This is a genomic window from Pandoraea cepalis (genome assembly GCF_902459665.1).
Classification (GTDB): domain Bacteria; phylum Pseudomonadota; class Gammaproteobacteria; order Burkholderiales; family Burkholderiaceae; genus Pandoraea; species Pandoraea cepalis.
The window spans coordinates 85,624-109,621 of the sequence record NZ_CABPSL010000002.1; the positions used below are offsets into that span (position 1 = coordinate 85,624).

General features: G+C 63.3%; 24 protein-coding genes. 11 read left to right on the top strand and 13 right to left on the bottom strand.

Annotated features, from left to right (window positions below; translation table 11 throughout):
* Positions 1–36: 36 nt before the first annotated feature.
* Together PCE31106_RS04830 and PCE31106_RS04835 are read right to left on the bottom strand one after the other, a co-directional pair.
* Positions 37–1,221 carry a chromate transporter gene (locus tag PCE31106_RS04830; RefSeq protein ID WP_150562571.1) on the bottom strand — a complete coding sequence of 395 codons (1,185 nt, stop codon included), beginning with the start codon at positions 1,219–1,221 and terminating at the stop codon, positions 37–39.
* The gene (locus PCE31106_RS04835; RefSeq protein ID WP_150562572.1) at positions 1,218–2,198 is read right to left on the bottom strand and encodes a chromate resistance protein ChrB domain-containing protein; all 981 of its coding nucleotides are present in this window, start codon (positions 2,196–2,198) and stop codon (positions 1,218–1,220) included. The genes PCE31106_RS04830 and PCE31106_RS04835 overlap by 4 nt, the downstream gene beginning before the upstream one ends.
* A 130-nt stretch (positions 2,199–2,328) precedes the next feature.
* On the opposite strand from PCE31106_RS04835, the gene PCE31106_RS04840 reads away from it, so the two are divergent.
* Positions 2,329–3,390 (top strand): DMT family transporter, encoded by a 1,062-nt coding sequence (locus tag PCE31106_RS04840; protein ID WP_026131770.1) that lies wholly within the window; start codon positions 2,329–2,331, stop codon positions 3,388–3,390.
* A 120-nt stretch (positions 3,391–3,510) separates the two neighbouring features.
* Positions 3,511–4,284: a hypothetical protein gene (locus PCE31106_RS04845; RefSeq protein WP_150562727.1), complete on the top strand. Its 774-nt coding sequence runs from the start codon at positions 3,511–3,513 to the stop codon at positions 4,282–4,284.
* Between the two features lie 35 nt (positions 4,285–4,319).
* On the opposite strand, the gene PCE31106_RS04850 is transcribed toward PCE31106_RS04845, so the two are convergent.
* The 6 genes from PCE31106_RS04850 to PCE31106_RS04875 form a co-directional block, all read right to left on the bottom strand.
* Positions 4,320–4,712 (bottom strand): hypothetical protein, encoded by a 393-nt coding sequence (locus tag PCE31106_RS04850; RefSeq protein WP_150562573.1) that lies wholly within the window; start codon positions 4,710–4,712, stop codon positions 4,320–4,322.
* A gap of 72 nt (positions 4,713–4,784) precedes the next feature.
* On the bottom strand, positions 4,785–5,453 hold the full coding sequence (locus PCE31106_RS04855) for an RraA family protein (RefSeq protein ID WP_150562574.1): 669 nt from the start codon (positions 5,451–5,453) through the stop codon (positions 4,785–4,787).
* On the bottom strand, positions 5,450–6,490 hold the full coding sequence (locus PCE31106_RS04860) for an amidohydrolase family protein (protein ID WP_150562575.1): 1,041 nt from the start codon (positions 6,488–6,490) through the stop codon (positions 5,450–5,452). Before PCE31106_RS04860 ends, PCE31106_RS04855 begins: the two co-directional genes overlap by 4 nt.
* A gap of 30 nt (positions 6,491–6,520) precedes the next feature.
* On the bottom strand, positions 6,521–7,843 hold the full coding sequence (locus tag PCE31106_RS04865; RefSeq protein WP_017232981.1) for an MFS transporter: 1,323 nt from the start codon (positions 7,841–7,843) through the stop codon (positions 6,521–6,523).
* 170 nt (positions 7,844–8,013) lie between these two features.
* Entirely contained in the window at positions 8,014–8,934 is a 921-nt protein-coding gene (locus tag PCE31106_RS04870) for a LysR family transcriptional regulator (protein WP_150562576.1), read from the bottom strand.
* Between the two features lie 58 nt (positions 8,935–8,992).
* Complete coding sequence (locus PCE31106_RS04875) at positions 8,993–9,976, bottom strand: LacI family DNA-binding transcriptional regulator (protein ID WP_367649255.1); 984 nt, start codon at positions 9,974–9,976, stop codon at positions 8,993–8,995.
* Positions 9,977–10,153: 177 nt separating this feature from the next.
* Between PCE31106_RS04875 and PCE31106_RS04880 the strand changes: the two genes are divergently transcribed.
* The 4 genes from PCE31106_RS04880 (at position 10,154) to PCE31106_RS04895 (ending at position 15,699) form a co-directional block, all read left to right on the top strand.
* Complete coding sequence (locus tag PCE31106_RS04880) at positions 10,154–11,620, top strand: MFS transporter (protein ID WP_437343789.1); 1,467 nt, start codon at positions 10,154–10,156, stop codon at positions 11,618–11,620.
* 102 nt (positions 11,621–11,722) lie between these two features.
* Complete coding sequence (locus PCE31106_RS04885) at positions 11,723–12,742, top strand: SMP-30/gluconolactonase/LRE family protein (RefSeq protein ID WP_437343795.1); 1,020 nt, start codon at positions 11,723–11,725, stop codon at positions 12,740–12,742.
* A 46-nt stretch (positions 12,743–12,788) separates the two neighbouring features.
* Positions 12,789–14,138 carry a glucarate dehydratase gene (gene gudD, locus PCE31106_RS04890; protein ID WP_150562579.1) on the top strand — a complete coding sequence of 450 codons (1,350 nt, stop codon included), beginning with the start codon at positions 12,789–12,791 and terminating at the stop codon, positions 14,136–14,138.
* Positions 14,139–14,211: 73 nt separating this feature from the next.
* Positions 14,212–15,699, top strand: coding sequence for a SulP family inorganic anion transporter (locus PCE31106_RS04895; protein ID WP_150562580.1), 1,488 nt, complete (start codon positions 14,212–14,214; stop codon positions 15,697–15,699).
* A 30-nt stretch (positions 15,700–15,729) separates the two neighbouring features.
* Here PCE31106_RS04895 and PCE31106_RS24460 read toward each other — a convergent pair whose 3' ends face one another.
* The 5 genes from PCE31106_RS24460 to PCE31106_RS04920 form a co-directional block, all read right to left on the bottom strand.
* A complete protein-coding gene (locus tag PCE31106_RS24460; protein WP_302476043.1) occupies positions 15,730–16,197 on the bottom strand; it encodes a c-type cytochrome in 468 nt (155 codons plus the stop codon).
* Between the two features lie 159 nt (positions 16,198–16,356).
* Positions 16,357–17,154: a transporter substrate-binding domain-containing protein gene (locus PCE31106_RS04905; protein WP_017232989.1), complete on the bottom strand. Its 798-nt coding sequence runs from the start codon at positions 17,152–17,154 to the stop codon at positions 16,357–16,359.
* Between the two features lie 43 nt (positions 17,155–17,197).
* On the bottom strand, positions 17,198–17,926 hold the full coding sequence (locus PCE31106_RS04910) for an amino acid ABC transporter ATP-binding protein (protein ID WP_150562581.1): 729 nt from the start codon (positions 17,924–17,926) through the stop codon (positions 17,198–17,200).
* Entirely contained in the window at positions 17,910–18,563 is a 654-nt protein-coding gene (locus PCE31106_RS04915; protein WP_017232991.1) for an amino acid ABC transporter permease, read from the bottom strand. The genes PCE31106_RS04910 and PCE31106_RS04915 overlap by 17 nt, the downstream gene beginning before the upstream one ends.
* Positions 18,560–19,375: an amino acid ABC transporter permease gene (locus PCE31106_RS04920; protein ID WP_150562582.1), complete on the bottom strand. Its 816-nt coding sequence runs from the start codon at positions 19,373–19,375 to the stop codon at positions 18,560–18,562. Before PCE31106_RS04920 ends, PCE31106_RS04915 begins: the two co-directional genes overlap by 4 nt.
* A gap of 425 nt (positions 19,376–19,800) precedes the next feature.
* On the opposite strand from PCE31106_RS04920, the gene PCE31106_RS04925 reads away from it, so the two are divergent.
* The 5 genes from PCE31106_RS04925 (at position 19,801) to PCE31106_RS04945 (ending at position 23,934) form a co-directional block, all read left to right on the top strand.
* Entirely contained in the window at positions 19,801–20,262 is a 462-nt protein-coding gene (locus tag PCE31106_RS04925; protein ID WP_017235837.1) for an Lrp/AsnC family transcriptional regulator, read from the top strand.
* A 189-nt stretch (positions 20,263–20,451) separates the two neighbouring features.
* Entirely contained in the window at positions 20,452–21,075 is a 624-nt protein-coding gene (locus PCE31106_RS04930) for an iron transporter (RefSeq protein ID WP_017235836.1), read from the top strand.
* 100 nt (positions 21,076–21,175) lie between these two features.
* On the top strand, positions 21,176–21,499 hold the full coding sequence (locus PCE31106_RS04935) for a cupredoxin domain-containing protein (protein WP_051060359.1): 324 nt from the start codon (positions 21,176–21,178) through the stop codon (positions 21,497–21,499).
* A gap of 58 nt (positions 21,500–21,557) precedes the next feature.
* Positions 21,558–22,394 (top strand): FTR1 family iron permease, encoded by an 837-nt coding sequence (locus PCE31106_RS04940; RefSeq protein ID WP_150562583.1) that lies wholly within the window; start codon positions 21,558–21,560, stop codon positions 22,392–22,394.
* Positions 22,395–22,590: 196 nt separating this feature from the next.
* Positions 22,591–23,934: a 4Fe-4S binding protein gene (locus tag PCE31106_RS04945; RefSeq protein WP_150562730.1), complete on the top strand. Its 1,344-nt coding sequence runs from the start codon at positions 22,591–22,593 to the stop codon at positions 23,932–23,934.
* The last annotated feature ends 64 nt before the right edge of the window (positions 23,935–23,998 follow it).

Below are 23,998 nucleotides of genomic sequence, written 5' to 3' on the forward strand. Positions count from 1 at the left end.
CGTCCCCCGCAGCCCGGGCACGGCTGCGGGGGGCGTTCAGACACCGTGCGAGCGGATGAGCGGATAAATCAGCACGCCAACGATCGCCGCCGCCAAGACAACCACCGGCTCCGGCAGACGTTTGAAGCGCCATAACAAGGCGATGGTCACGACCGCCATCAGCAGCGTGGGCCAGTCGACGATCGAGCGGCGTGCGATGACAAGGACCGATCCCGTGATCGCGCCTACGGCTGCTGCTGTGATGCCGTCGACGAAGGCCCGTATCGCGGGCAGCTTGCCGTACTTCTTGAAGTACGGCGCCGGCAGCACAGTAAAGAGATAGCAGGGGAGAAACGTGCCGAGCGCGGCAACGCACGCCCCCGTCAATCCAGCCACGAGATAACCGATAAAGCCGACAGTAATGACAACGGGCCCCGGTGTGATCATCGCCACCGCGACGGCGTCGACGAACTGCTTGTCGTTGAGCCAGTGGTGCTCGGTGACCACCCCGCCATATAGAAACGGCACGATGGCGAGTCCCGAGCCGAACACGAAGGCGCCGGCCTTTATGAAGAACAGACCGAGTTGGCCAAGCAGAGGCCAATCGAGACCGCTGATTACGCCGCTTGCCGGCGGCAACTGCGCCAACGCAACTGCGTTGATGCCGCCTTTGCCCAGCCATTTGGGCGGTGCCTTAACCAGCCAGTTGATGACACCTCCCGCAATGAACAGCCACGCGATCTCCGATTCGGTGACCACCGTGACGGCAGCCAGCGTCAGGTAGATCGCGAGTAGGAGCCGGTGTCTGCCCACCGTCTTTGTGGTGAGCTTGTACGCGCTCATGGCAATGATGCCCACGACGGCCGCGCCGACGCCGTAGAAAACCGCCTGCATCCAGGCAAGACCGCCAAAGTGCGCGTAAGCCCATCCGAGCATAACCACCATCGCAAACGACGGCAGGACGAAGGCGATGCCAGCGAGCGTCGCGCCAACCACACGATAGTGGACGTAGCCAAGATAGATGCCGAGCTGCGCGGCGAGCGGGCCGGGCATCATCTGCGCCAGTGCCAAGCCCTCGCGGTAGTCCGCGTCGGTAATCCAGCCGCGCCGTTCGACAAGATCGCGATGCATGTACCCGACCAGTGCCACGGGACCGCCGAAACCGAAGGTGCCAAGCCGCAGCATATAAAGCACCATCTGACCCAGCGTGTAGCCTGGTGCGGAGGCGGTTGTCGTGCTCATGGGCGGCTCCTGCTTTCCTTGTGCTTCGTGCTGGCGGCAAAGTGCGCGTAGAGCGCGTCGAGAACCGGCATCATCGCGTCGAGCAACTGATCATCGTCGGGCGCAGCCTCGCGCGTGCCGGCCAACACGGCTTCGAAGCCGCTGGCCTCTGGCACGGACTCGCCGCCGACATCCAGTGAATGAACCAGTTGCCCAAGGCGCAGCAGCGCCGCGTCGTGATCGAGACCGAACGTCGCGAGCAAAACCTCGAAAGTCACCCGGTCGTCGACGTGCGTGAATGCGGCGCCATCGAAATCGAAGCCGAGCGCGTCTGCGGGACACGCCTTGGGCGACTCGAGCCACACGAACCGAGCCTCGAGATCGATAAACCGACCAATCAGCCATGCGCTCGCTACCCGGTCTACCCACAGGCGACGACGTGTCGCCCAGATTCGCCGCTGATAGTCCTCGCGCTTGAGGAGGGCGATGGGCTGGTGGGCCGCGTGCGGCTCACCCGGCGACAGGACCGTCTCGACATGAGAAACGAAGTCCCCCCACGCGGCTGCCGCGCGTGCGGCAGCCTCGGTGGGGAAGTAATCGATTGCGGCAACGCTCTCATAGTCCTTTTGCAGCCGCCGTTGCAACCGGGCCAGCTCGGCAGGCGACTGCGCAGACACCGCCTTGCGTGCCTCGGCGAGCGATTGGACGACATTGTCGTAGTCGTCGGATCGGTCGAACAGCCCGCGGAAGTACGCCTCCTGCGCCGCGTCGAGGCTTGGGGTGCGCAGCAGATGCGCGGTGCCGCCGCTGTCGCTGATGGATTCGGCAAGCTCGCGCAGCATGCCTTCACGCTCGGCGTTGTAGGGCAGCAGATAAACGCCGTCCCGCAGAACGGCACAGCCCCGGGCTTTCAATGCGCGCCAGTACCGCATGCGCGCGGTGGCATTTTCCGTCGGCAGTGACAGCACTAGCAGCGACCAGGTGGAAATTCGTTTCATGTAGATAACATTACGTCAACGTAACATATTCTACAAGTTTACTTTTCGTATGATCGGCCAGGTTTTGTCCGCCGAGCCGGCTGGGGGCCAGTACACTTCCCCCCAATAGACGATGCGAGGTTTGACGACCGTGAAATTCCGATACAGCGCGGTATTCACCGCTTTGGCTGCCGCGGCGCTTTTCGGCGCCGCGACGCCGCTCGCCAAAGCGATGCTCGGCGCCGTCAGTCCATTCATGCTGGCCGGGCTGTTTTATCTGGGGAGCGGCTTGGGGCTGGGTGTCGGGATCGCGTGGCGCGCGTTGAGCGGGCGTGGGCGTCATGCCGGCAGCGACCATCGTATCCAGCGGGGCGAGCTGCCGTGGCTGATCGGCGCGATTGCGATGGGGGGTGTCGCCGGCCCGGCGTTGCTGATGCTGGGGCTGTCGAGCACCCCGGCGGCAACGAGTTCGCTGCTGTTGAACCTCGAGGGCGTGCTGACGGCCGTCATTGCCTGGGTGGTTTTCCGGGAAAACGTGGACCTCCAGGTTTTTCTCGGCATGGTGGCGATCGTCGCGGGCGGCGTGCTTCTCTCATGGCACCCTGGCGGGGTGGGTTTGCCGGTGGGCGCGCTGTTGATCGTCTGTGCGTGTATGTGCTGGGCTATCGACAACAACCTCACGCGCAAGGTCTCGGCAAACGACGCAATGGTGATTGCGTGTCTGAAAGGATTGGCGGCGGGTCCGGTAAATCTTGGCATTGCGTTCGCGGCGGGTGCTTCGCTGCCGTCGCCAGGGACAGTGGCCGCGGCCATGGCGACAGGGCTTGCCGGTTACGGAATCAGTCTCGTGCTGTTCGTGGTCGCGCTGCGCAATCTCGGAACCGCGCGTACTGGTGCTTACTTTTCGGTGGCGCCGCTGTTCGGCGTCATACTTTCTCTGATCATCTGGCCCGCATGGCCTGATCTGACTTTTTCGTTGGCTGCCGGACTCATGGCGGTCGGTATCTGGCTGCATGTGCGTGAGCGGCACGAACATGCGCATACGCACGAGCGGCTCGAGCATACGCATCGCCACCGCCATGACGAACATCATCAGCACGAACACGACTTTCCTTATGCCGGCGATGCGCCGCACACGCACGCGCACGCACATCTACCCATCACGCATTCGCATGCGCATTTTCCCGACATCCATCACCGGCATCGGCACTAGCCGGTGGGGTCGGTCCGAAGTCGGGGCAACATGCAGCGACACCTCGGGATCGCGCCATGGATGTGGTTGAAGCAGCCGTCCGGCGCGCGGTGCATTCCGGTCCCTTTCATTCCATTGACGATGCGCCGAAACGCTCCACAACCTCACACCTCAAACCACCTCACTTCGTACTTTTGGAGTGGCGACGCCATCCGCAGCCGGTGCGTGAGCGACGTTGTGTTGTCGGGCACTGTCGACGTGCCTGAGCTGCCAACGCGCCTGCTCGCCGATTGGACGAGGGAGTTATCGCTGCGCATGACGCTGGGTGCCGGGGATGTCGATGTGATGCCGCTGGCACGCGCGCGGGCGCGCTGGCCGAACTATTCGCACTATGTGCAGGCCGCGTCCGATTGGACGGGCACGCTTGGCTTGCCCGGGTCGCTCGCGTCGAAGGACGTCGCGCTCATGGCGTGCCGTGGTGCGAGGTATCACCACGACGGAGAACAGTACGGCGGCGCGGCCTTTTGCAATTTGTTCCTGAGCGAAGACAAGGGGCAGGACGTTCATTTCCCCGGATTGGACCTTCGCATTCCTTTGACCCGGGGGACGGTGCTGATATTCGATACCTGCCAGCCGCATGGGGTGATTCAACGCGGCAGCCACGTCTTCGATGCGGGCGACTTCCCGGTAGATCAAGATGGCACGCAGGTATTCCTGACCTGGGAGCTTCCGATCGAGGATCCCGATGTCGCACGCGCCCTCCACGTCGCCTTCGACGTCGACCCATCGGGCCCGACGACGGTGAATGACGAGCAAGTGCGGCGCAATGGCGACAGGGTCGAGGTCTGCCCGGAATCAGGTCAGTGGCGCTGCGCGGACGCATCGGGTCACGCGTTGAACGACGGCGTTCGATGATGCCAACGGCGTGGGCTGCTGCGCGCCAGCGCTGCCTACAGCGGGACGTCTTCGATCAAAGCCAGACGCACTGCGCGAATCCGTCGATCGACGAAATAACCACCGCCTTCCGTGTAGCGCAGATACAGCCGAGCGCACGACGTGCATTCCCACACGCTGCAGCGGTTGTATGGGAAGTAGCGCGGGGCGATCGGCGCATCGTCCGCCCAGTACGTCGTCTTGCCCGGCAGGTATTCGGCAACGGTCGGTTCCGGAGCGTCTTCCGCGAGCAAGGTGCCGATCTCCCGCAATAGGGTTTCGTCGAGGGAAACCGGCTGGGATTGCCAGCCGTCGAGCGGCGTTTTCGTGCACGCACACGGACCGGGCGTCTTGGCTTGCGCGCGTCGTGCAAGATCGATCAGGGTGGCGGTGTCCAGAGGGGCGGGCATGGTGGGTATAGTCGTGTCGATGAGGCGGCAAACGCGCCATCATGCGCGCGTTCGCCTGGGTTCGGCAAGCTGTCAGCCGTTCATCATTCGGTCACGCTGGCCAGCGACCCACGAGCGGTCGAAGCAACCTTGCGCAATCGATTTCAGCGCCGCCGCTTCCTTGGCCGCCTGCTTGCGAGCGCCCTCGATGACCGCTTCAACATCCGCAGGCGCGATCGCGAGCACGCCGTCCTCGTCGCCGACGACGATGTCGCCCGGATGTACCACCATCCCGCCGACGGTCACGGGCACGTTGATCTCGCCCGGTCCGTTCTTGTATGGGCCACGATGCGTCACACCGCGTGCGTAAACCGGAAAATCGCGCTGGCGCAGAGCGCCGACATCGCGGATCGCGCCGTCGATCACGAGACCTTGCACGCCAAGGCTTTCCGCGAAGCTCGCCATGATGTCGCCCATCAGCGCCTGTGTGAGCTCCCCGGCGCCGTCGATCACGAGTACGTCGCCGGGCCGGCAGTAGTCAAACGCGCGATGGATCGCGAGATTATCGCCACCGCGCGTGCGCACGGTAACCGCCGTGCCAGCCATCGGCTTCGGTCGATGAAACGGCCGCAGGCGGGTCGTGCCGCTCACGCGGGCCATGTTGTCGCTCAATAGCGATACGGCGAGTTCTCGCAAGGCGACGAGCGTCGCGGGGCTCGTCTGGGCCGCCGATTCATATTCGCGCCATCCGGCCATATTCATATCGTTGCTCCTTCGGTTGATCGTTGTCGTTCGAGCTGCGCGGATAGGCGCCCGTACACTGCACGCGCATTGCCTTCGAAAATACGCCGGCGGTCCGCGTCGCTGAGCCATTCGATGGCATCGATATAGCGGCGCGTGTCGTCGAAGTAATGGCCGGTTTCCGGATCGATCCCCTGCACCGCGCCGATCGTTTCCGACGCGAACAGAATGTTCTTCGCCGGAATCACCTTGGCGAGCAGTTCGGCGCCCGGCTGATGGTAGACGCATGTATCGAAGAAGACATTGTTCAGCAGGTGCTCGGTGAGCAGCGGCCGATTCATCTCCTGCGCGAGCCCGCGATAACGTCCCCAGTGATACGGCACCGCGCCGCCGCCGTGTGGAATGATGAACTTGAGCGTCGGGAAATCGGCAAACAGGTCGGCGCTCAGCAACTGCATGAACGCCGAGGTGTCGCCGTTGATGTAATGGGCGCCGGTTGCATGGAAGTTGGGATTGCACGAGGACGAAACGTGAATCATCGCCGGCACGTCGAGTTCAACCAGTGCTTCGTAGAGCGGGTACCACGAGCGGTGGCTCAACGGCGGCCCAGACCAGTGTCCACCTGACGGATCGGGATTCAGATTGCAACCGATAAAGCCCAAGTCCTCTACGCATCGCCGCAACTCGGCGATGCAGTTTTCCGGTGCTACGCCCGGCGCCTGCGGCAGCTGGCAGACGCCGACGAAGTTGCGCGGGAAAAGCTCGCACACGCGATGTACGAGGTCGTTGCAGGCCTCCGACCAGACCGCGTTGGCTTGCGCTGAAGCCAGGTGGTGGCCCATGCCGGCAGCGCGCGGGGAGAAGATCGTAAGATCGGTGCCGCGCTCGCGCTGGATACGCAACTGACCGCGTTCGATGCTCTCGCGAATTTCGTCGTCGGAAATGTTGGGGCGAGGGGGCGGCGCAACGCCGTCCTTCAGCGCTGCGATCTGCTGCGCGCGCCATGTTTCGTGTTGCGGGGGTGAGGTCGTATAGTGACCGTGACAATCAATGATCATGCGTGACTTCCGTAACGTTGTGTGCGGGATTCAGGTGCGGGCGGCGGAATCCGCCGTGGACAGCGAAGTGTCTTCGTCGTCGGCCGGCTTCACTCGCATCACGAGCGCGATGACTGTCGCCATGACGAGGAACGCCGCGATCGTCAGCAGCGCGAACTTGAAGTTGCCCGTCGCGTTGCGCACGAGCCCGATGCTCCACGGCCCAACCAGCCCACCGAACTGCGCGATCGTGTTGATGAGCGCGATAGTCGCAGCGCCCGCCGCGCCGGTCCTGAACGAGGATGCGAGGCTCCAGAACAGCGGGTTGCCGGCGTAGATGAAAAGGCCCGTTATGCACAGCAGTACGTAGGCGATAACGGGATTCGGCGCATAAGCACTGCCGGCGATGGCGACGGCGCTCATGCCATAGACGAAGGCCAGATGTTTTTTGCGGTCCCCGGTGCGATCCGAACTGCGGCTGATGACGAACGTGCCCAGCACGCCCAGCAGCGGCGGCACGGCCGAGAGAAAGCCGACCTCGATGTTGCTCAGATGGCCAAGACTCTTGACGATCTGAGGCAGCCAAAGAAAGAGGCCGTAGATGCCGACCAAGGCGCAGCCGAACAGACAGGCAAGGCTCCATACGCGAATGTCGCTCGCTACGCGCAGCAGCGGGAAATGGGCGTTGCCACCGACGGCTTCGCGTTCGGCCGCCAGCGTCGTTTCGAGCCATTGCTTCTCGTCATCGGCGAGCCAGTCGGCATCGGCCGGGCGCTCGGTCATGATGCGCAGGGTGACAAGTCCCAGCAGCATCGCCGGAATGCCTTCGAGGATGAACATCCACTGCCATCCTTGCAGGCCCAGAACGCCGTTGGCATACGTCATCAGCGCGGTTGAGATGGGGCCGCCCAGCACGGCGGAAAACGATCCCGCTATGATGTAGCCACCCACCGCGCGGGCCCGGTAGCGCAACGGAAACCATTTGGTTAGGTACACAGCCACGCCAGGCAGGAAGCCCGCTTCCATCACGCCGAGCAAAAAGCGCAACGCGTAGAAGCTCTTATCGTCAAAGACGAAGGCCGTTGCGGCCGCCACCGCACCCCACGTGAGCAAGATGCGCGCGATCCAGCGGCGCGCGCCCACGCGATGCAGCAGCAGGTTGCTCGGCACCTCCAGGAGCATGTAGCCGACGAAGAAAATGCTGCCTGCGAAGCCGAACACGGCGGGCGAAAAGCCGAGCGCCTTGTTCATGTCGAGCGCCGCGAAGCCGATGTTGATGCGATCGAGGTAGTTGAAGAACATCATCGCGAAGAGCATAGGCATGAGCCGCCCGTACACCTTTCGCATGGTTGCCGCTTCGTTGAATGGGGTCATGCCGTCTCCACGTTCTTTATGTCGGATCGCGAGGGCTCTGTGGCCCTGCGTTACAAACGGCCTTTGCCGTCAGCGTGCCCGCACCTGTGCCGCGCCTGATAAGGCGGGCCGGTTCGGATCACGAAAACCGATGATAAGAAGCGCGGTGTTCGGCGTCCAAGACGCGTTGCTTATGTTTCTATAAGCTTTTTTTTATAGTATGCGTCCTTGAGTGGCGCGGGAAGGCAGCCGAGGAAGGCGCGCAGATGCGCCGAGTCATCGTCAGCGCGGAATGTTGCAGCCAGCGTTGACCATTGCGACGCGCCTGGGTTCGCGAGATGGCGGAAAACGACGTCCTTGCGGCCATGCCGTGCCACGGACTCGCCGACAAACGTCACGCCGAGTCCCGCCGCGACGAGCGCGATGGCGGTCTGGATTTCGTAGGCTTGATGAGCGACGAATGGCGTCACGCCCGCATCGCGATACAAGGACTGCACAGTGTGCTTGAACTGCGCGTTCTGGTGCTTCGGATACAGGATGAGCGGTGTGTCTTCGAGTTCGGAAATGCAAACCTTCTTCTTCCCCGCCAGCGGATGATCCGGTGAAAGCACTGCCACGATGTGTTCACGCAGCAGCGGATACGTCACGCAGCCGGGGATGTCGAGCGGTTGACGTCCGATGCCGACGTGAATGCGCATGTCGCGCAACGCATCGGCCTGCTCGTCGGTCAACATCTCGAAGAGCTTCAGTTCGATCTGTGGGTAAGCCCGATGGAATGCCTTCAGTGCGGGCGGCAGGATGCTGTACATCGCAGATCGCGTGAAGCCGATGGACAGCCAGCCACGTCGTCCTACGCCAATTTCCTGGGCGCCGAGGCTCGCCTGCTCCCATGAGCCGAGAATCTGGCGTGCCTCGGTGCAGAGATAGTGGCCCGCTTCGGTGAGTCGAAGCGGCCGCCTTGCGCGGTCGACGAGTTGCGTGCCAAGCCGCTCTTCCAGCAGTCGTATCTGCTGACTCAGTGCGGGTTGCGCGATATGCAAACGCTCCGCCGCGCGGCTGAAGTTCAGCTCCTCGGCAAGAATGACGAAGCACTGCAAGGACCTGAAATTCATGTCAACTTTCCTAACGTCCGGTGAGTCGCGCGCATCAGGCGATGGGGTCGTGCGCTGCTCACGTGCTCTCTCGATCGATGATCGTGAACCCTGTATCGACACGCAGCGTTTCGTTGAAGGGCGGGTTCCCATCCAGTCGCTGCAGCAGGGCCTCGGCGGCAAGGCGTCCGATCATCGCCCCGTCGATGCGGACCGTCGACAAGGACGGATGGACGTGGGCGGCGGTGCTCAGATCGCCGAAGCCCATCACCGCCACTTGCTGCGGAACGCCAATGCCGCGACTCGCCGCCTCGGCGAGAATGCCCTGCGCCAGCATGTCGGTGCTGCAAACAATCACGTCGGGCAATCCTTTGTCGAGCAAGCGTACAAAGCCTTCGCGCCCCGCTTGCAGTGTTGCCGGCGCGGGCAGGACTTCCAACGGCACATCGTCCATTCCGTGCGCCTTCAATGCCTCCACGATACTGATACTGCGGCGCATTCCGCGCGGATCGTCGGCTGACATCAGGGCGAACCGCCGGTACGATTTCTTCAGCAGATGGTCGACCACCGCGCGGCCGACGGCTTCGTGCGAGAAACCGACCAGCATGTCGATGGGGTCGTCGGCCAGGTCCCACACTTCCACGATCGGCACGTTCGTCTTGAGCAACCGCTCGCGCGTGACGCTGGAGTGGTCGGTGCCGGTGAGGACGATTGCATCCGGTCGCCGGCCGAGCAAGGTGTGCACGAGTTGCTCTTCCCGTTCGCGACGGTAGTCCGTTAGCCCCAGCAGCGTTTCATAGCCCGACGCGGCCAGCGTTGACATCATCGTCTGCACCAGTTCCGTGAAGATCGATGTCGCAATCGTCGGCAACAGCAACGCCACGAGGTGGCTCCGGTTCGTGGCAAGCGCGCCCGCCAGCAGGTTGGGCACGTAGCCGGTCACGCGAACGGCGTCGAGCACCCGTTGCCGCGTTGTTTCGCGCACGAGTTCCGGTCGCTTCAGCGTGCGTGACACCGTCATCGCCGTAACGCCGGCCAGGCGTGCAACGTCTTCCAACGTCACGTTGTCGTTCGTCTGAGGCGGCCGACTGGCGGACGGCCTGTAGTGCTCTTCCATCGTGGCTCCCTGTGTTCATCCATTCTATCGATAAGAGAACGCGATTAGAGGGTTCAATGACATACGACGTCGTATGTATAAATCCCGGGAAAACCCGGATTTTCGGACTGTTTGCGCTAACATATGCTTCCAACACATAAGACATCACACAACATTTCGGAGGCGATGATGGAAAATGGCGTAAGGCGGGCAGCCCTGGCTCGGGATGAGGCGCTGGGCACGGCGGCCGTGACGGCAGGCGGCGTCGATGGCCGTTATGCGGGGCAAAGCAAGGCGCGCTACCTGGTCGTTTTCATGCTTTTCCTGATCACGACGGTCAACTACGCCGATCGCGGAACGCTCTCTATTACGGGCACGGCCATACAGCACCAACTGGGTATTTCGCCGGTCGCGATGGGCTACCTGTTCTCGTCGTTCGCATGGGCCTATGTCGCCGCGCAGATTCCCGGTGGCTGGCTGCTCGATCGCTTCGGCACCAAGCGGGTCTATGCCTGCAGTATCTTCTTTTGGTCACTGGTGACGGCGCTGCAGGGTCTGGTCGCGGGCTTGCCGGTGGCGATGGCGGTCATCACGCTGTTCGCGTTGCGCTTTCTCGTGGGGGCGGCCGAGGCGCCGGCATTCCCGGGCAATTCGCGCATGACCGCCACGTGGTTTCCCACGGCCGAGCGGGGCACGGCGTCGGCCATCTTCAATTCGTCGCAGTATTTCGCCGCCGTGCTGTTCACGCCGCTCATGGGCTGGATCACGCATGCGTACGGTTGGCAGTACGTGTTCTATGTGATGGGCGCGCTGGGCATCGTGCTCACCGGCGTCTGGCTGAAGACCATCTACGCGCCGCGCCAACACCCGCTCGCGAACGACGCGGAAGTCCGCTTCATTGCCGATCACGGTGCGATGATCGACCTCGAAGACAAACAAGTCGTCGCGCAGCGTCGCGCCGCGACGGCGGGTTCGAACGACGGAATGCAGGGGCGCAAGATTTTCAGGCAACTGCTCAAGAGCCGCATGATGCTTGGCGTGTTCATCGCGCAATACTGCATCACGACGCTCACCTATTTCTTCCTGACGTGGTTCCCGATCTACCTCGTGCAGGAGCGCCATATGTCGATCCTGAAGGCGGGCTTCGTGTCGTCGATCCCGGCGATTGCCGGCTTCCTCGGCGGCTTGCTCGGCGGCGTGGTGTCGGACCGGATGATGAAGCATGGCTTCTCGACGTCGACCGCGCGCAAGGTGCCCATCGTCGTCGGGCTGCTGCTGTCGACCTGCATGATCGCCTGCAACTATGTGGACAACCAATGGGTCGTGGTCGGCATCATGGCGGCGGCGTTCTTCGGCAAGGGCATCGGCGCGCTGGGCTGGGCCGTTGTGTCGGATACGGCGCCGAAGCAAGCCAGTGGGCTGTGCGCGGGCCTCTTCAATACGTTCGGTAACACGGCAGGTATCACGACGCCGATCGTGATCGGATATCTCGTGCAAGACACGGGTTCGTTCGCGGCGGCACTGGTCTTCGTGAGCGCCAATGCGCTGATTGCGATCGTGTGCTACCTGTTCGTCGTGGGCAAGATCGAGCGCTTCGAGCTGGCGGCGTAACGCATACCTGGCTACCGGTCCCATCGCAAGGAGATTCGATTGAATACCGCCCGCGGATTGCACGAGCAAGGTTCGCCCCTCGAGGCCGCATCGTCGAGCGCCATGGCGACGGCGGATGCCTTCGCCGGTGCGCAGCCGCTCGGCGGGTCGCCCGATGCCCATCGGGTGGCATTCCAGCCGAGCACGCGCTACCCGGACGTCGCCATCGAAATTCTCGATCCGAGCTTCGCGAAATACCGGCTCTACAGCAGCGCGGTCGAGCAGTTGGGGACCGGAATGCGCTGGGCCGAAGGCCCCGTGTACTTCCCCGCGGCACGCTACCTCGTCTTGAGCGACATTCCCAACAATCGCATGATGCGCTATGACGAAGTGACGGGGCATTGGGGTGTCTTTCGCCAGCCGTCGAATCAGAGCAACGGGAACACCCGAGACCGCCAAGGGCGACTCGTCACGTGCGAGCATCTCACGCGGCGCGTCACGCGCACGGAGCACAGCGGCAAGATCACGGTGCTCGCGAACGGCTATCAGGGCAAGCGCCTGAACTCGCCGAACGATGTCGTCTGCCAGTCGAACGGCGCCCTCTGGTTTACCGATCCGCCCTTCGGCATCGCCGGGCATTGGGAAGGCGAGAAGGCGACGCCCGAGCTGCCGCCATCGGTCTATCGTCTTTCGCCGGACGGTGAGTTGCAGGCGATGATCACCGACCTCGCCGGGCCGAACGGCCTGGCGTTCTCACCAGACGAGTCGAAGCTCTATGTGATCGATAGCCGGGCCACGCCGAGCCGCGTGCTGTGGCAATACGATGTCGGCGCAAACGGCGTCACGTTGTCGAACAAGTCGAAGCTTTTCGATGCCAACGGCGCCGGGGCGCTCGACGGCTTCGCGGTCGATACGGATGGCAACCTGTGGTGCGGCTGGGGCTCGGACGGACGCACCGGTGTCAGTTCCGCCGACCTCGACGGGGTGAAGGTCTTCAACGCGAACGGCCGGCCGATCGGCTTTATCCGATTGCCGGAACGCTGCGCGAACCTGACGTTCGGCGGTCCGAAGAACAACCGGCTGTATATGGCAAGTTCGCATTCGCTTTATTCGCTTTATGTGGAAGCCGAGGGCGCCGTCTGATCGTCACGACGCTCGCCTGTTTCCCTCAACTACTGGTACTTCGTTTATGTCCACGACTCTCACTCGCGCCAACGCCACGCCTACCGTCACCGAACTGCGCGTCATTCCCGTTGCCGGGCGCGACAGCATGCTGATGAATCTTTCGGGCGCACACGGCCCGTTCTTCACGCGCAATATCGTGATCCTGACCGACAGCGCGGGGAACACGGGCGTAGGGGAAGTGCCGGGCGGCGAGACCATCCGCAAGACGATCGACGATGCGCGTGCCTACGTCGTCGGTCAATCGATCGGCAACCTGCAAGCGATTCTGAATCGCGTGCGTACCGCGTTCGCCGATCGCGACGCGGGCGGTCGCGGTCTGCAGACCTTCGACCTGCGCACTACGATCCACGCCGTCACGGCGCTCGAAGCGGCGCTGCTCGACCTGCTCGGCCAGCACCTTGGCGTGCCGGTCGCCGCCTTGCTCGGCGAAGGCCAGCAACGCGACGAGGTGGAGATGCTCGGCTACCTGTTCTATGTCGGCGATCGTAACAAGACCGATCTACCGTATGCCTCGGGCGCGCAAGGGCGCGACGACTGGGAGCGTCTGCGCACGGAAGTCGCACTGACGCCGGAAGCGGTTGTGCGTCTCGCGCAAGCCGCGAAGGCGCGTTATGGCTTCAATGATTTCAAGCTCAAGGGCGGCGTGCTCTCAGGCGACGCGGAAATGGAAGCGGCCACCGCGCTTGCGGAGTGCTTCCCGGAAGCACGCGTGACGCTCGACCCGAACGGCGCCTGGTCGCTTGCCGAAGCGATCCGCCTGTGCCGTGACAAGCACGACGTTCTTGCCTACGCGGAAGACCCGTGCGGCGCGGAGAATGGCTATTCTGGCCGCGAAGTGATGGCCGAGTTCCGTCGTGCGACCGGACTGCCGACCGCGACCAACATGATCGCGACCGACTGGCGTCAGATGGGCCACGCGATTCAACTGCAATCCGTTGACATTCCGCTGGCCGACCCGCACTTCTGGACGATGCAGGGCTCGGTGCGTGTTGCGCAGATGTGCAACGACTGGGGCCTCACGTGGGGCTCGCACTCGAACAATCACTTCGACGTGTCGCTGGCCATGTTCACGCACGTTGCCGCCGCCGCGCCCGGCAAGATCACCGCGATCGACACGCACTGGATCTGGCAGGACGGCCAGCGCCTCACGCGCGATCCGTTGCAGATCGTCGGTGGCAAAGTGAAAGTGCCGGAAGTGCCGGGCCTCGGCGTAGAACTCGATATGGACGAAGTCGAGAAGGCGCACGCGCTGTATCAGCAGCATGGCCTCGGTGCGCGCGACGACGGGGTCGCGATGCAGTACCTGATTCCGAACTGGACGTTCGACAACAAGCGTCCGTGCCTCGTGCGCTGAGGCACTTCGCTCGAGCATCGGTGGAAAACATCGGAGGCTGGTAAAATGCGCGTCCCATGCGGAACGTTATTTTATGAAGTCTCAAACACTTCGGGAGCAGTGGCTCCCGAATCTCCCCGGCAACGTGCTTGCCGGTCTGACCACGGCGTTCGCGCTAGTGCCCGAGTGCATCGCTTTCGCGCTGGTCGCTCAAGTCAATCCGCTCATGGGCCTCTACGGGGCCTTCATCGTCTGCGCGCTCACCGCCATCTTCGGCGGTCGTCCCGGCATGATCTCGGGGGCGGCCGGATCGATGGCGGTGGTCATCGTCGCACTGGTCATCCAACACGGCGTGCAATATCTGCTGGCGACCGTCGTTCTGGGCGGCGTGCTCATGATGCTCTTCGGCCTGTTGCGTCTCGGCAAGCTGATTCGCATGGTGCCGCACCCGGTGATGATCGGTTTCGTGAATGGGCTCGCGATTGTCATTGCCATGGCGCAACTGGCACATTTCAAGCGCGCCACGCCGCAAGGCGACGTCTGGCTGCAAGGCACACCGCTGGCCATCATGTGCGCGCTGGTTGCGCTCACGATGCTGATCGTGTATGGGCTGCCACGCCTCACGAAGGCCGCGCCGCCCGCGCTCGTCGCCATCGTTGGCGTTGGGCTCTTCAGCCAAGGACTGCATCTGCCCACGCGTACGCTCGGCGACATGGCGCACATTGCCGGGGCACTCCCGTCGCTCCATCTGCCGCAAGTGCCCTTCGATCTGGAGACGTTGCGGATCGTCTTCCCCTACGCATCGCTCATGGCGATGGTCGGTTTGCTGGAGACGCTGCTCACCTTCAATCTCACCGACGAGATCACGCAAACGCGCGGCCGTCCGAATCGAGAATGCCTCGCGCTCGGCGTGTCGAATGTCGTATCCGGAATGTTTGGGGGCATGGGCGGTTGCGCCATGATCGGCCAGACCATGATTAACCTGAGTTCAGGCGGACGCAGCCGCGTCTCGGGGGCGACGGCTGGCATCATGATCCTGCTGTTCGTGCTTTGCCTGTCACCGCTCATCGAGCGCATTCCGCTGGCGGCGCTCGTCGGTGTGATGTTCGTCGTCGCCCAGCAGACGTTCGCCTGGGGCTCACTTCGCGTACTCGGCAAAGTGCCTCGAAACGACGCCCTCGTGATCGTCGCGGTGACGGTCATCACCGTGTTCACGGATCTGGCCGTCGCGGTGATGTGTGGCATTGTTATCGCCGCACTCAACTTCGCCTGGCAGCATGCCCGCGACATTCGTGCCGACGTGCAAGAGAACGGCGACGACGCCCGTACCTATGTGCTTCATGGCACGCTGTTCTTTGCGTCGACCGCCAATTTCCAGGACCTGTTCCAGCCGTTGTCCGATGTCCGCCGGATCGTTGTGGATTGCCGGTCTCTGCATGTGGCGGATCACTCGGCCATCGTGGCGTTCGAGACGCTCAGGGAGCGTTATCGGACGTCGGGTCGAAACGTTCGCTTCGTCAACCTTTCGTTGCGCAATCAACGCCTGCTGGAACGAGCAGGTGTGAGCCTCGTCGAGGCCTGAGGCACGCTTGCGGGCGATGGCCGTCGCGCGTTACTTGAACGTGTGCAGGTAGGCCAGCAAGTCGGCCACCTTGCGCTCGTTTCCGATGCCCCAGAAGCGCATCTTCGTTCCCGGCACGGTCTTGCCCGGATTGGCAATGAAGGTGGCGAGTGTCTTGTCGTCCCAGACAATGCCGGACTGCTTCATCGCCGTAGAGTAATCGTAGTCCGGCACGCTGCCCGCGCGGCGGTTGAAGAGGCGGTTGAGTTGCGGGCCGAAGCCCGACGTCGCCATGGGGCCGACCGCATGGCACGACGCACAGCGTGCCGCGAACATTGCCTTGCCGGCTTCCACGTCGCCAGCGGCCATGGCGGGCGACGCGAGCGCGCTCAGCGCGCCGAGCAGCGCGAGCGTTGGCGCAACCCGGCGTCGGCGGGCGGCAAGCGGGAGTGGCGGGAGTGGCGCGAGTCGTACGACACGCGGGACAGCGAAGATCGGGAAAGCGGAGCGGGCAGTCATCGGAGGGCGTGCAGCCGGGGAACGGGTCGAAGGCAATCCGCTAACTTACCGCGTTCCCTCCGGCGCGACCAGCGATTCCCGTGCGAAGGCGGTGCGACATCGTGTCGCGGCCGTCGACGCCAGGGCATCGACGGCCATTCGCCGCAGGCGGCAGCGGTCTTACGCCGCGCCCTTGATCACGCTCTCCGGCAGATCGCGACCGTGGTACTTCTTGTAGATCGCGTTGAGCTTGCCGTTCTTCAGATTGGTCTTCACCCAATGGTTGATCCAATCCTTGAGCGCCGGCTGATTCTTGTTGAGCGCGATGCCCAGATTGAATTCCGTCTGCGCAAACTTCAGTTCGAGGTTCTTCTCCGGGGCGCGCTTTTGCATCTCGCCGAGATTCGACGGCGTGCTCGAGAAGATGTCGACCTGACCGGTCACCATCGACGTGATGAGTGTCGCGTCGTCTTCGTAGCGCACGATCTGCGCACCCTTGGCGTTCTGTGTGGTGAGCGTGTCGTTGACGGTCGCGCGCGTGAGACCGATGCGCTTGCCGTTCAGGTCGTCATAGCCCTTGATGACCATGCTCTTGGGGCCGCCGACGATGATCGAGATGACCGCGTACGGCATCGAAAAATCGATCACCTTCTCACGCTCCGGCGAGATCGCGAGATCGGCCACCACGATATCGGCGCGGTTCGACTGCAGCGTGGGGATGCGTGCGGCGTTCGTCACGGACACAATGTCGAGCTTCACCCCCAGATCCTGTGCCAGCAGCTTGGCCGTTTCGACGTCCGAGCCCACCGGTTGCAGGTTCGCGTCGGCATACGAGTACAGCGGCGTGCCCATGGCGATGGCGACGCGGATCTTGCCTGCCTTCTTGATGTCGTCGAGCTGGTCGGCGAGGGCAGCATGCGCCACGGCGCCGAGCAGAGCGGCGGCGCAAGCCTGGGTGAGGAACGTCTTGAGTTTCATGCGGGTGTCTCCTTGGAATAATGGATTGTCTTGCGTGGCCGGACTACAGGCCGTTGGCGAGGAACGCACGCAGTTCTGGCGTTTGCGGGTTGTCGAGCATTTCGCCCGGACCGACTTCCCACACCTTGCCCTGATGCATGTAGATGATCTGGTCGGCGACGCGCTTGGCGAATGCCATTTCGTGCGTGACGAGCACCATCGTCATGCCGTTCGCCGCGAGGTCTTCCATGACGCGCAGCACCTCGCCCGTAAGCTGCGGGTCGAGCGCCGACGTCACTTCGTCGAACAGCATGACCTTCGGCGACATGGCGAGCGAGCGCGCAATGGCCACGCGCTGCTGCTGGCCGCCCGAGAGTTGCTCGGGATAGCTCTCGGCCTTGTCCGACAGTCCCACCTGATCGAGCACGCGCTTGGCCACGTCTTGCGCTTCGCTGCGCGCCATGCGCTTGACGTGCCGCAGCGCGAGCATGATGTTCTCGCGCACGTTCAGGTGCGGAAACAGGTTGTAGCTCTGGAAGACGATGCCGACTTCGCGGCGCAATTGATGCAGGTCGATGTGCGGATCTTCCACGCGAATGCCGCACACTTCGATGGAGCCTTCGTCGATGGTCTCCAGCCGATCGATGCAGCGCAGGGCCGTACTCTTGCCCGAGCCGCTGGCGCCGATGACCGCCACCATCTGGCCGCGTTCAACTTCGAATGACACGCCCTTGAGCACCGGGTTGTCGCCAAAGCGCTTGTGAATCTGGTTGACCTTAACGATTGCCGACATTGAGCTTGTCCTCCAGTGATGCGCTCCAGCGCGAGAGCGGGTAGCACAGCACGAAATAAAACACCCCGACCAACGAGAACACGAGGAAGGGTTGGAAAATCGAGTTGTTGATGATCTGTCCGGCGCGCGTCAGCTCCACGAAGCCGATCACCGACGCGAGCGACGTCATCTTGATGATCTGCACCAGGAAGCCGATGGTCGGCGGCAGCGACAGGCGCACCGCCTGCGGAATGATGACCAGACGCAGCGTCTGCCAGCGCGAGAGCGACAGGCACTCCGCGGCCTCCCACTGCGCCCGCGGCATCGCTTCGACGCAGCCGCGCCAGATGTCGCCCAGATAGGCGCTGGTGTACACCATCAATGCCAGCGCGGCCGCCACGATGGCGGGTAACTCGAAGCCATACACCGACAGACCGAAGTAGACGATGAACAGCAGGATCAGCAGCGGAATGCCCTGAATCGCCTCGATGAACACTTGCGCAGGCAAGCGCAGCCATCGGCGCGGCGAGATGCGTCCGAGCATCACGACAAAGCCGCCCGCGCTGCCGAGGACGAATGCGATGAGCGAGAGCACGAGTGTCCAGCCGATGGACTGCACCAGATAGTTGAAATAGGTCCAGGAAAAATTGCCCATCATGAGGCGCTCCGTTGCGCGGCGTTGGTACCGGATGTGCTTGAAGCGCCCGGCGTGCCGGCGTTGCCCGGGGCGTTCAGGCCGGCGGCGCGCGACGCGGCCGCCCGACGGCGTGCGGCCTGAGCGGTCTGCGCGGCGGCGCGTCGCACGATGCGGCGGCGCTTGAAGAAGTACTCGCCGGCGGCCCACGCCACGAGCTTGACCAGCAGCGAGAGGCACAGATAGAGGGCGGCCACGACGATATAGGTTTCGAGCGAGCGGAACGTGTCCGACTGCACGGTATTCGCCACGGCCGTCAGTTCCTCGGCGGAAATCTGCGACGCCATGGCCGAGGCCTGCATCATCAAAATGAACTGGGTGGTGAGCGCCGGATAGACCTTTTCGATGGACGGTTGCAGCATGACGTGCCACGCGATGCGCCATTTCGGCAGCCCCAGGCACTCGGCGGCCTCGATCTGACCGCGCGGCACCGATTCGAGCCCCGCGCGAATGATCTCCGCCGCGTACGCGCCGATGTTGATCACCATCGCAATGACCGACGCGGCGAACGTCGGCATGTGCACGCCTACGCTGGCCAGGCCGAAATACAGTAGAAAGATCTGGACGAGGAACGGTGTGTTGCGCACCGCTTCGATATAGATGCCGCACAGGCGGGCGAGCCAGCGGTGGCGGCTGCGCTTGGCAAAGGCCACGAGCGTGCCGACGACGGTGCCGAGGACAACCGAAATCACCGTCATCTTCAGCGTGAGCCACGCGCCATCCAGGAATACTGGCCAGTAGGGGAGCAGTGGGGCGAAATTCAACGAGAAATGCATGGCAAGCGCCTGTCTCCGGTGACGTTCGGGGCCGACGCGCCAGGCAGTCCATTGCGGTCACGGCACCCGCAATCACTGTGGTGGGTCTTTCTTGTACGTCGTCATATAAGTGATGCGATTTTGCGCATCGCGATACGGCGTTGTCAATAGCGGAGGATTGGGGGGATACCCTTGGCTTTCGCCTTGTCGGGGAAAGGGTTGAAGGGGATTCTGGCCGGTGGGGCAAGCAACCGCACGCCGCGTGAGGCGGCCTCAACGGCGGGTTGATGAGGACGGATTTTGTCTGCGTGTCATCGTATCTCTTGACGTCGGGGGGGGGGGCGTCGGACGGTTGGGCAGTCGGGAAGCGCCGAGCGCGGCGGCGCGGTTCCTGGTTCTATAATCGCGCTTTGCCATTCCAACCGTGACATTCAAGGCGAAATTCGATGACGCTGTCTGCGACCGCCCTCGACGAACTCGACCGTAACCTGCTCGCCCTGCTGCGGGTCAATGCGCGCGAGAGCACGGCCAATCTGGCGCGCCGTCTCGGCGTGGCGCGCACGACCGTGGTGGCCCGCCTGGCGAGGCTAGAGCAGGCGGGCGTGATCGCCGGCTATACGGTACGACTCGGGCAGGACGCCGCCGGAGGCGGGTTGCAGGCCTGTGTCGGCATCAGCGTGCAACCGCGCTCCGGGCGCGACGTGTTGCGGCGCCTGAACAAGATGCCCGAGATTCACCTGCTGTGCACCGTCAGCGGCGAGTTCGATTACGTGGCATGGCTGCACGCGGCGTCGGCAGACCAGCTCGACGCGCTGCTCGACACCATCGGCGAGATCGACGGCGTCACCCGGACGACAACGTCGGTCGTGCTCGCCCGCAAGATCGACCGGGGGGGCGTGTTGCCCTGAGCATCGCCCAGTAATTTTTCGTAAACGTCGGCCAAGAATCGCGCCGCGCGCCCGCCGACGCTCGCGCCGTGCTCGGATTTCCCGTTCATCCCCGTGTTGCCTTGACTTCATGGTTTGTCTGACGAATGCGTTAGTGCTAAAATTACTGAGAATTGTTTGCATTAACTTCTTTGTCAATCTGGAGTGTGTATGCGCGTGAAATCCCTCGTGGCCGCGGCGCTGTTCGTCGGTGCAGCCACCCTGGCGAATGCCGCCGAATTTCCCATTGGTAAGCCGCTGAATGTGGCGGGCATGGAGATCAACACGGTGTATCTCCAGCCGATCTCGATGGAACCGGCCGGCATGATGCGCGACGCCGCCAAGTCGGACATCCACCTCGAAGCGGATATTCATGCGATTGCCAAGAACCCGAACGGTTACGCCGAAGGCGACTGGATTCCGGGGCTGGAAATCACGTACAAGCTGCAAAAGATGAAGAGCGACGGCAAGACCCCCGAGGGCGCGTCCATCGAAGGGTTGATGATGCCGATGGTCGCGAGCGATGGTCCGCACTACGGCGATAACGTCAAGCTGGCCGGTGTCGGCAAGTACAAGCTGACGATGGTCGTCAACGCACCGGGCACGCTGCAGGCGTTCGGCTGCAAGATGGGCGGCATGCCCGCCGCCGACGCCCATGCGGCGCACGGGGGCATGGGCCCGTGGTGCTTTGGCCGCCACGTCGACAAGGAAACCGGCGTGGGTCCGTGGTTCAAGCCGGTGACCAAGGAAGTGGATTTCACTTTCTCGGGAATTGGCAAGAAGGGCGGGTACTAAGTCGCCCGCATGAATTTGACTCGGCGTTGGCCTGCGGGCCGGCGCTGTTTTCGTTTGGAGCGGAAGAATGAATCAGCGCATCGCGCGCCTGCTGGCCACGATGACAGCCGTGGTGGCGACTTTGTTCGTGCTGGCGGGGCCGTCGCTCGCGCGCGCGGACGACTTGCCAACCTTCAGGCTGGAAATGAACAACGGCAAGCTCAACCCGGCGCGCATCGAGGTACCGGCCGGCAAGCGCATCAAGATTGAAGTGCACAACACCGGCACGAACGCTGTCGAGTTCGAGAGTCTGCAACTTCGCAAGGAGAAGGTGTTGGCACCGGGTGCGCAGTCGTTCGTGGTGATCGCGCCGCTGCAGCCGGGCGAGTACAAGTTTTTCGACGATTTTCACCAGCAGGCACAAGGCGTGATCGTTGCCAAGTAAGCGGGCGGAAGTCGTTCTGGATAGTCGGTAAGACACGCATCACGAGAGGAATCAAACGATGGGTCAGGTCATGTTCATCGTCTGGCGCGAAAGCGTCGAGGCATTGCTGGTTGTCGGCATTCTCCATGCCTGGCTGGCCAACCCGGAGCACGGTGCCAAGCGCGGCCTGCCTTATCTGTGGGGCGGTGTGGCGCTCGGGATTGCGGCGGCCGTGGCGCTGGGCGCCGCTCTCGTTGGTTTTACCGAGGTGCTCTCGGGCGACGCGCAGGACTACTTCCAGACGGCCATGGTGCTGGTCGCCTGCGTGCTGATCGTGCAGATGGTCTTCTGGATGAAGCGCCACGGGCGAACGCTCAAACGCGACATGGAATCGTCGCTGCGCAAGAACCAGGATCAGGGCACCTGGTGGGGCGTGCTCGTGCTGGTGGCGCTGGCCATTGCCCGCGAAGGCAGCGAGACGACCATCTTCCTGTACGGCATCGGCTTCGGTCAGCAAGGCAGCGTGCCGCCATCGATGTGGCTCGCGGTGCTGATCGGTTTCGCCCTGGCACTCGCCACGTTCTGGCTGCTGCAACTGGGCGGAAAGATCTTCTCGTGGCGCCTGTTCTTTCGCGTGACCGAAATCATGCTGCTGTTCCTCGCCGCCGGGCTGCTGGAGTCCGGGCTCGATCGCCTGATCTCGCTCGAGCTGGTGCCGACGCTGGTCGATCAACTGTGGGATACCTCCGCACTGCTCGATGACACCAGCCCGTTCGGCAGTCTCGTCGCCACGTTGACCGGCTATCGCGCGCATCCGTCCGGCATGAATCTGTTGGTGTACGGCATCTATTGGCTGTTCGTCTGGGCGTTGCTCAAGCGGGCAGACGGGCCGCTCAAGCAGGTCAAGCCCGCTTGAGCGGGCCGCAGGCATCGGGGGCGCAAATCTCGCCGGTGCACGACAACGGCCTGTCCGGACAGGCCGATGCCGGCGTCACAAGCGCCCCGGCATTCGCAAGATCCGCCAGCCTGACAAGGTTGTTTCCCCGACGTACGAGTTGAGCATGAGCATCGCCATACCTGTCCCGAACCGACTGGCCCGCGCAGGGCTTTGGATGCAACGCCATGGCAAGCTGATTCGTGGCGTGCAGTGGGGCATCGTGCTCGTGTACGCGTTCCTCATCGGGGTGCCGGTCATGTTGCCGCTGCCCGACGAGACGGCGCACATCCTCAATAACCTCACCGTCTTCGCGCAGTTCACTTTCTGGGGCATCTGGTGGCCGTTCGTGCTCATCAGCATGGTCTTGATGGGCCGCGTATGGTGCGGGGTGCTGTGCCCGGAAGGCACGCTCTCGGAATTCGCGAGCCGTCACGGACGCGGTCGCGCCATTCCACGCTGGATGCGCTGGGGCGGCTGGCCGTTCGTGGCCTTTGCGGGCACCACGCTCTACGGCCAGATGGTCAGCGTCTACCAATATCCGAAGGCCGTGTTGCTGGTACTTGGCGGTTCCACCATCGGCGCGATGGTGATCGGCTATTTCTACGGCCGCGACAAACGGGTGTGGTGCAAGTACCTGTGCCCGGTCAACGGCGTGTTCTCGCTGCTCGCGCGTCTGGCACCGTTCCACTTCAAGGTCAACGAAGAAGCGTGGCGTCGCTCGTATCACACCAACGGCCACAAGATCATCCCGGTCAATTGCGCGCCGCTCGTGCCGCTGCGCAACATGAAGGGCGGCGCGCAATGCCATATGTGCGGGCGCTGCGCCGGGCATCGCGACGCCATCGCGCTCACGGGCCGCTCGCCGAGCGACGAGATCGTGAAGTTCGGCGCGACGGAGAACAACAGTGTGTGGGACAGCGTGCTCGTCATGTATGGCCTGCTTGGCGTGGCCATCGGCGCCTTCCACTGGACGGTGAATCCGTGGTTCGTGGCGACCAAGACGATGCTCGCCACATGGCTCATCGACCGCGACATCATGTGGCCGTTCGCGACGAACGCGCCGTGGTTCGTCTTTACCAACTACCCGGCGCAGAGCGACGTCTTCTCGTGGCTCGACGGCGGCATGGTCGTCACGTACATCCTCGGCAACGGTCTGTTGCTGGGCTTGGCGTTCACGACGATCTTCGCGCTGGCGAACCGGGCGATGGGGCCGTGGCAGACCTCGCGATTCAATCACCTGGTGCAGTCGTTGATTCCGATTGCCGGGGCCGGGGTGTTCATCGGTCTGTCGGCCACGACGATCAGCCTGCTGCGCGCCGAGCATCTGCCGGTGTACTGGGCGAACGATGTGCGCGCTGCGATCCTCGCCGCGACCACGTTGTGGAGCCTGTGGCTTGGCTGGCGCGTGACCGGGCGGCATGCGCGCTCGCTGGGGCGGCGTCTGGCCGGGATGGCGGGTGTCGTGGCGGCGCTGGCGCTGGTCAACTGGCTCTGGCTGTTGATGTTCTGGATCTGGTGACGCCCGGGGCGCGTCGATTGTCGCGCCTCAGGCCGGTGGCCTACAATGGCGCCACCGGTCTTTC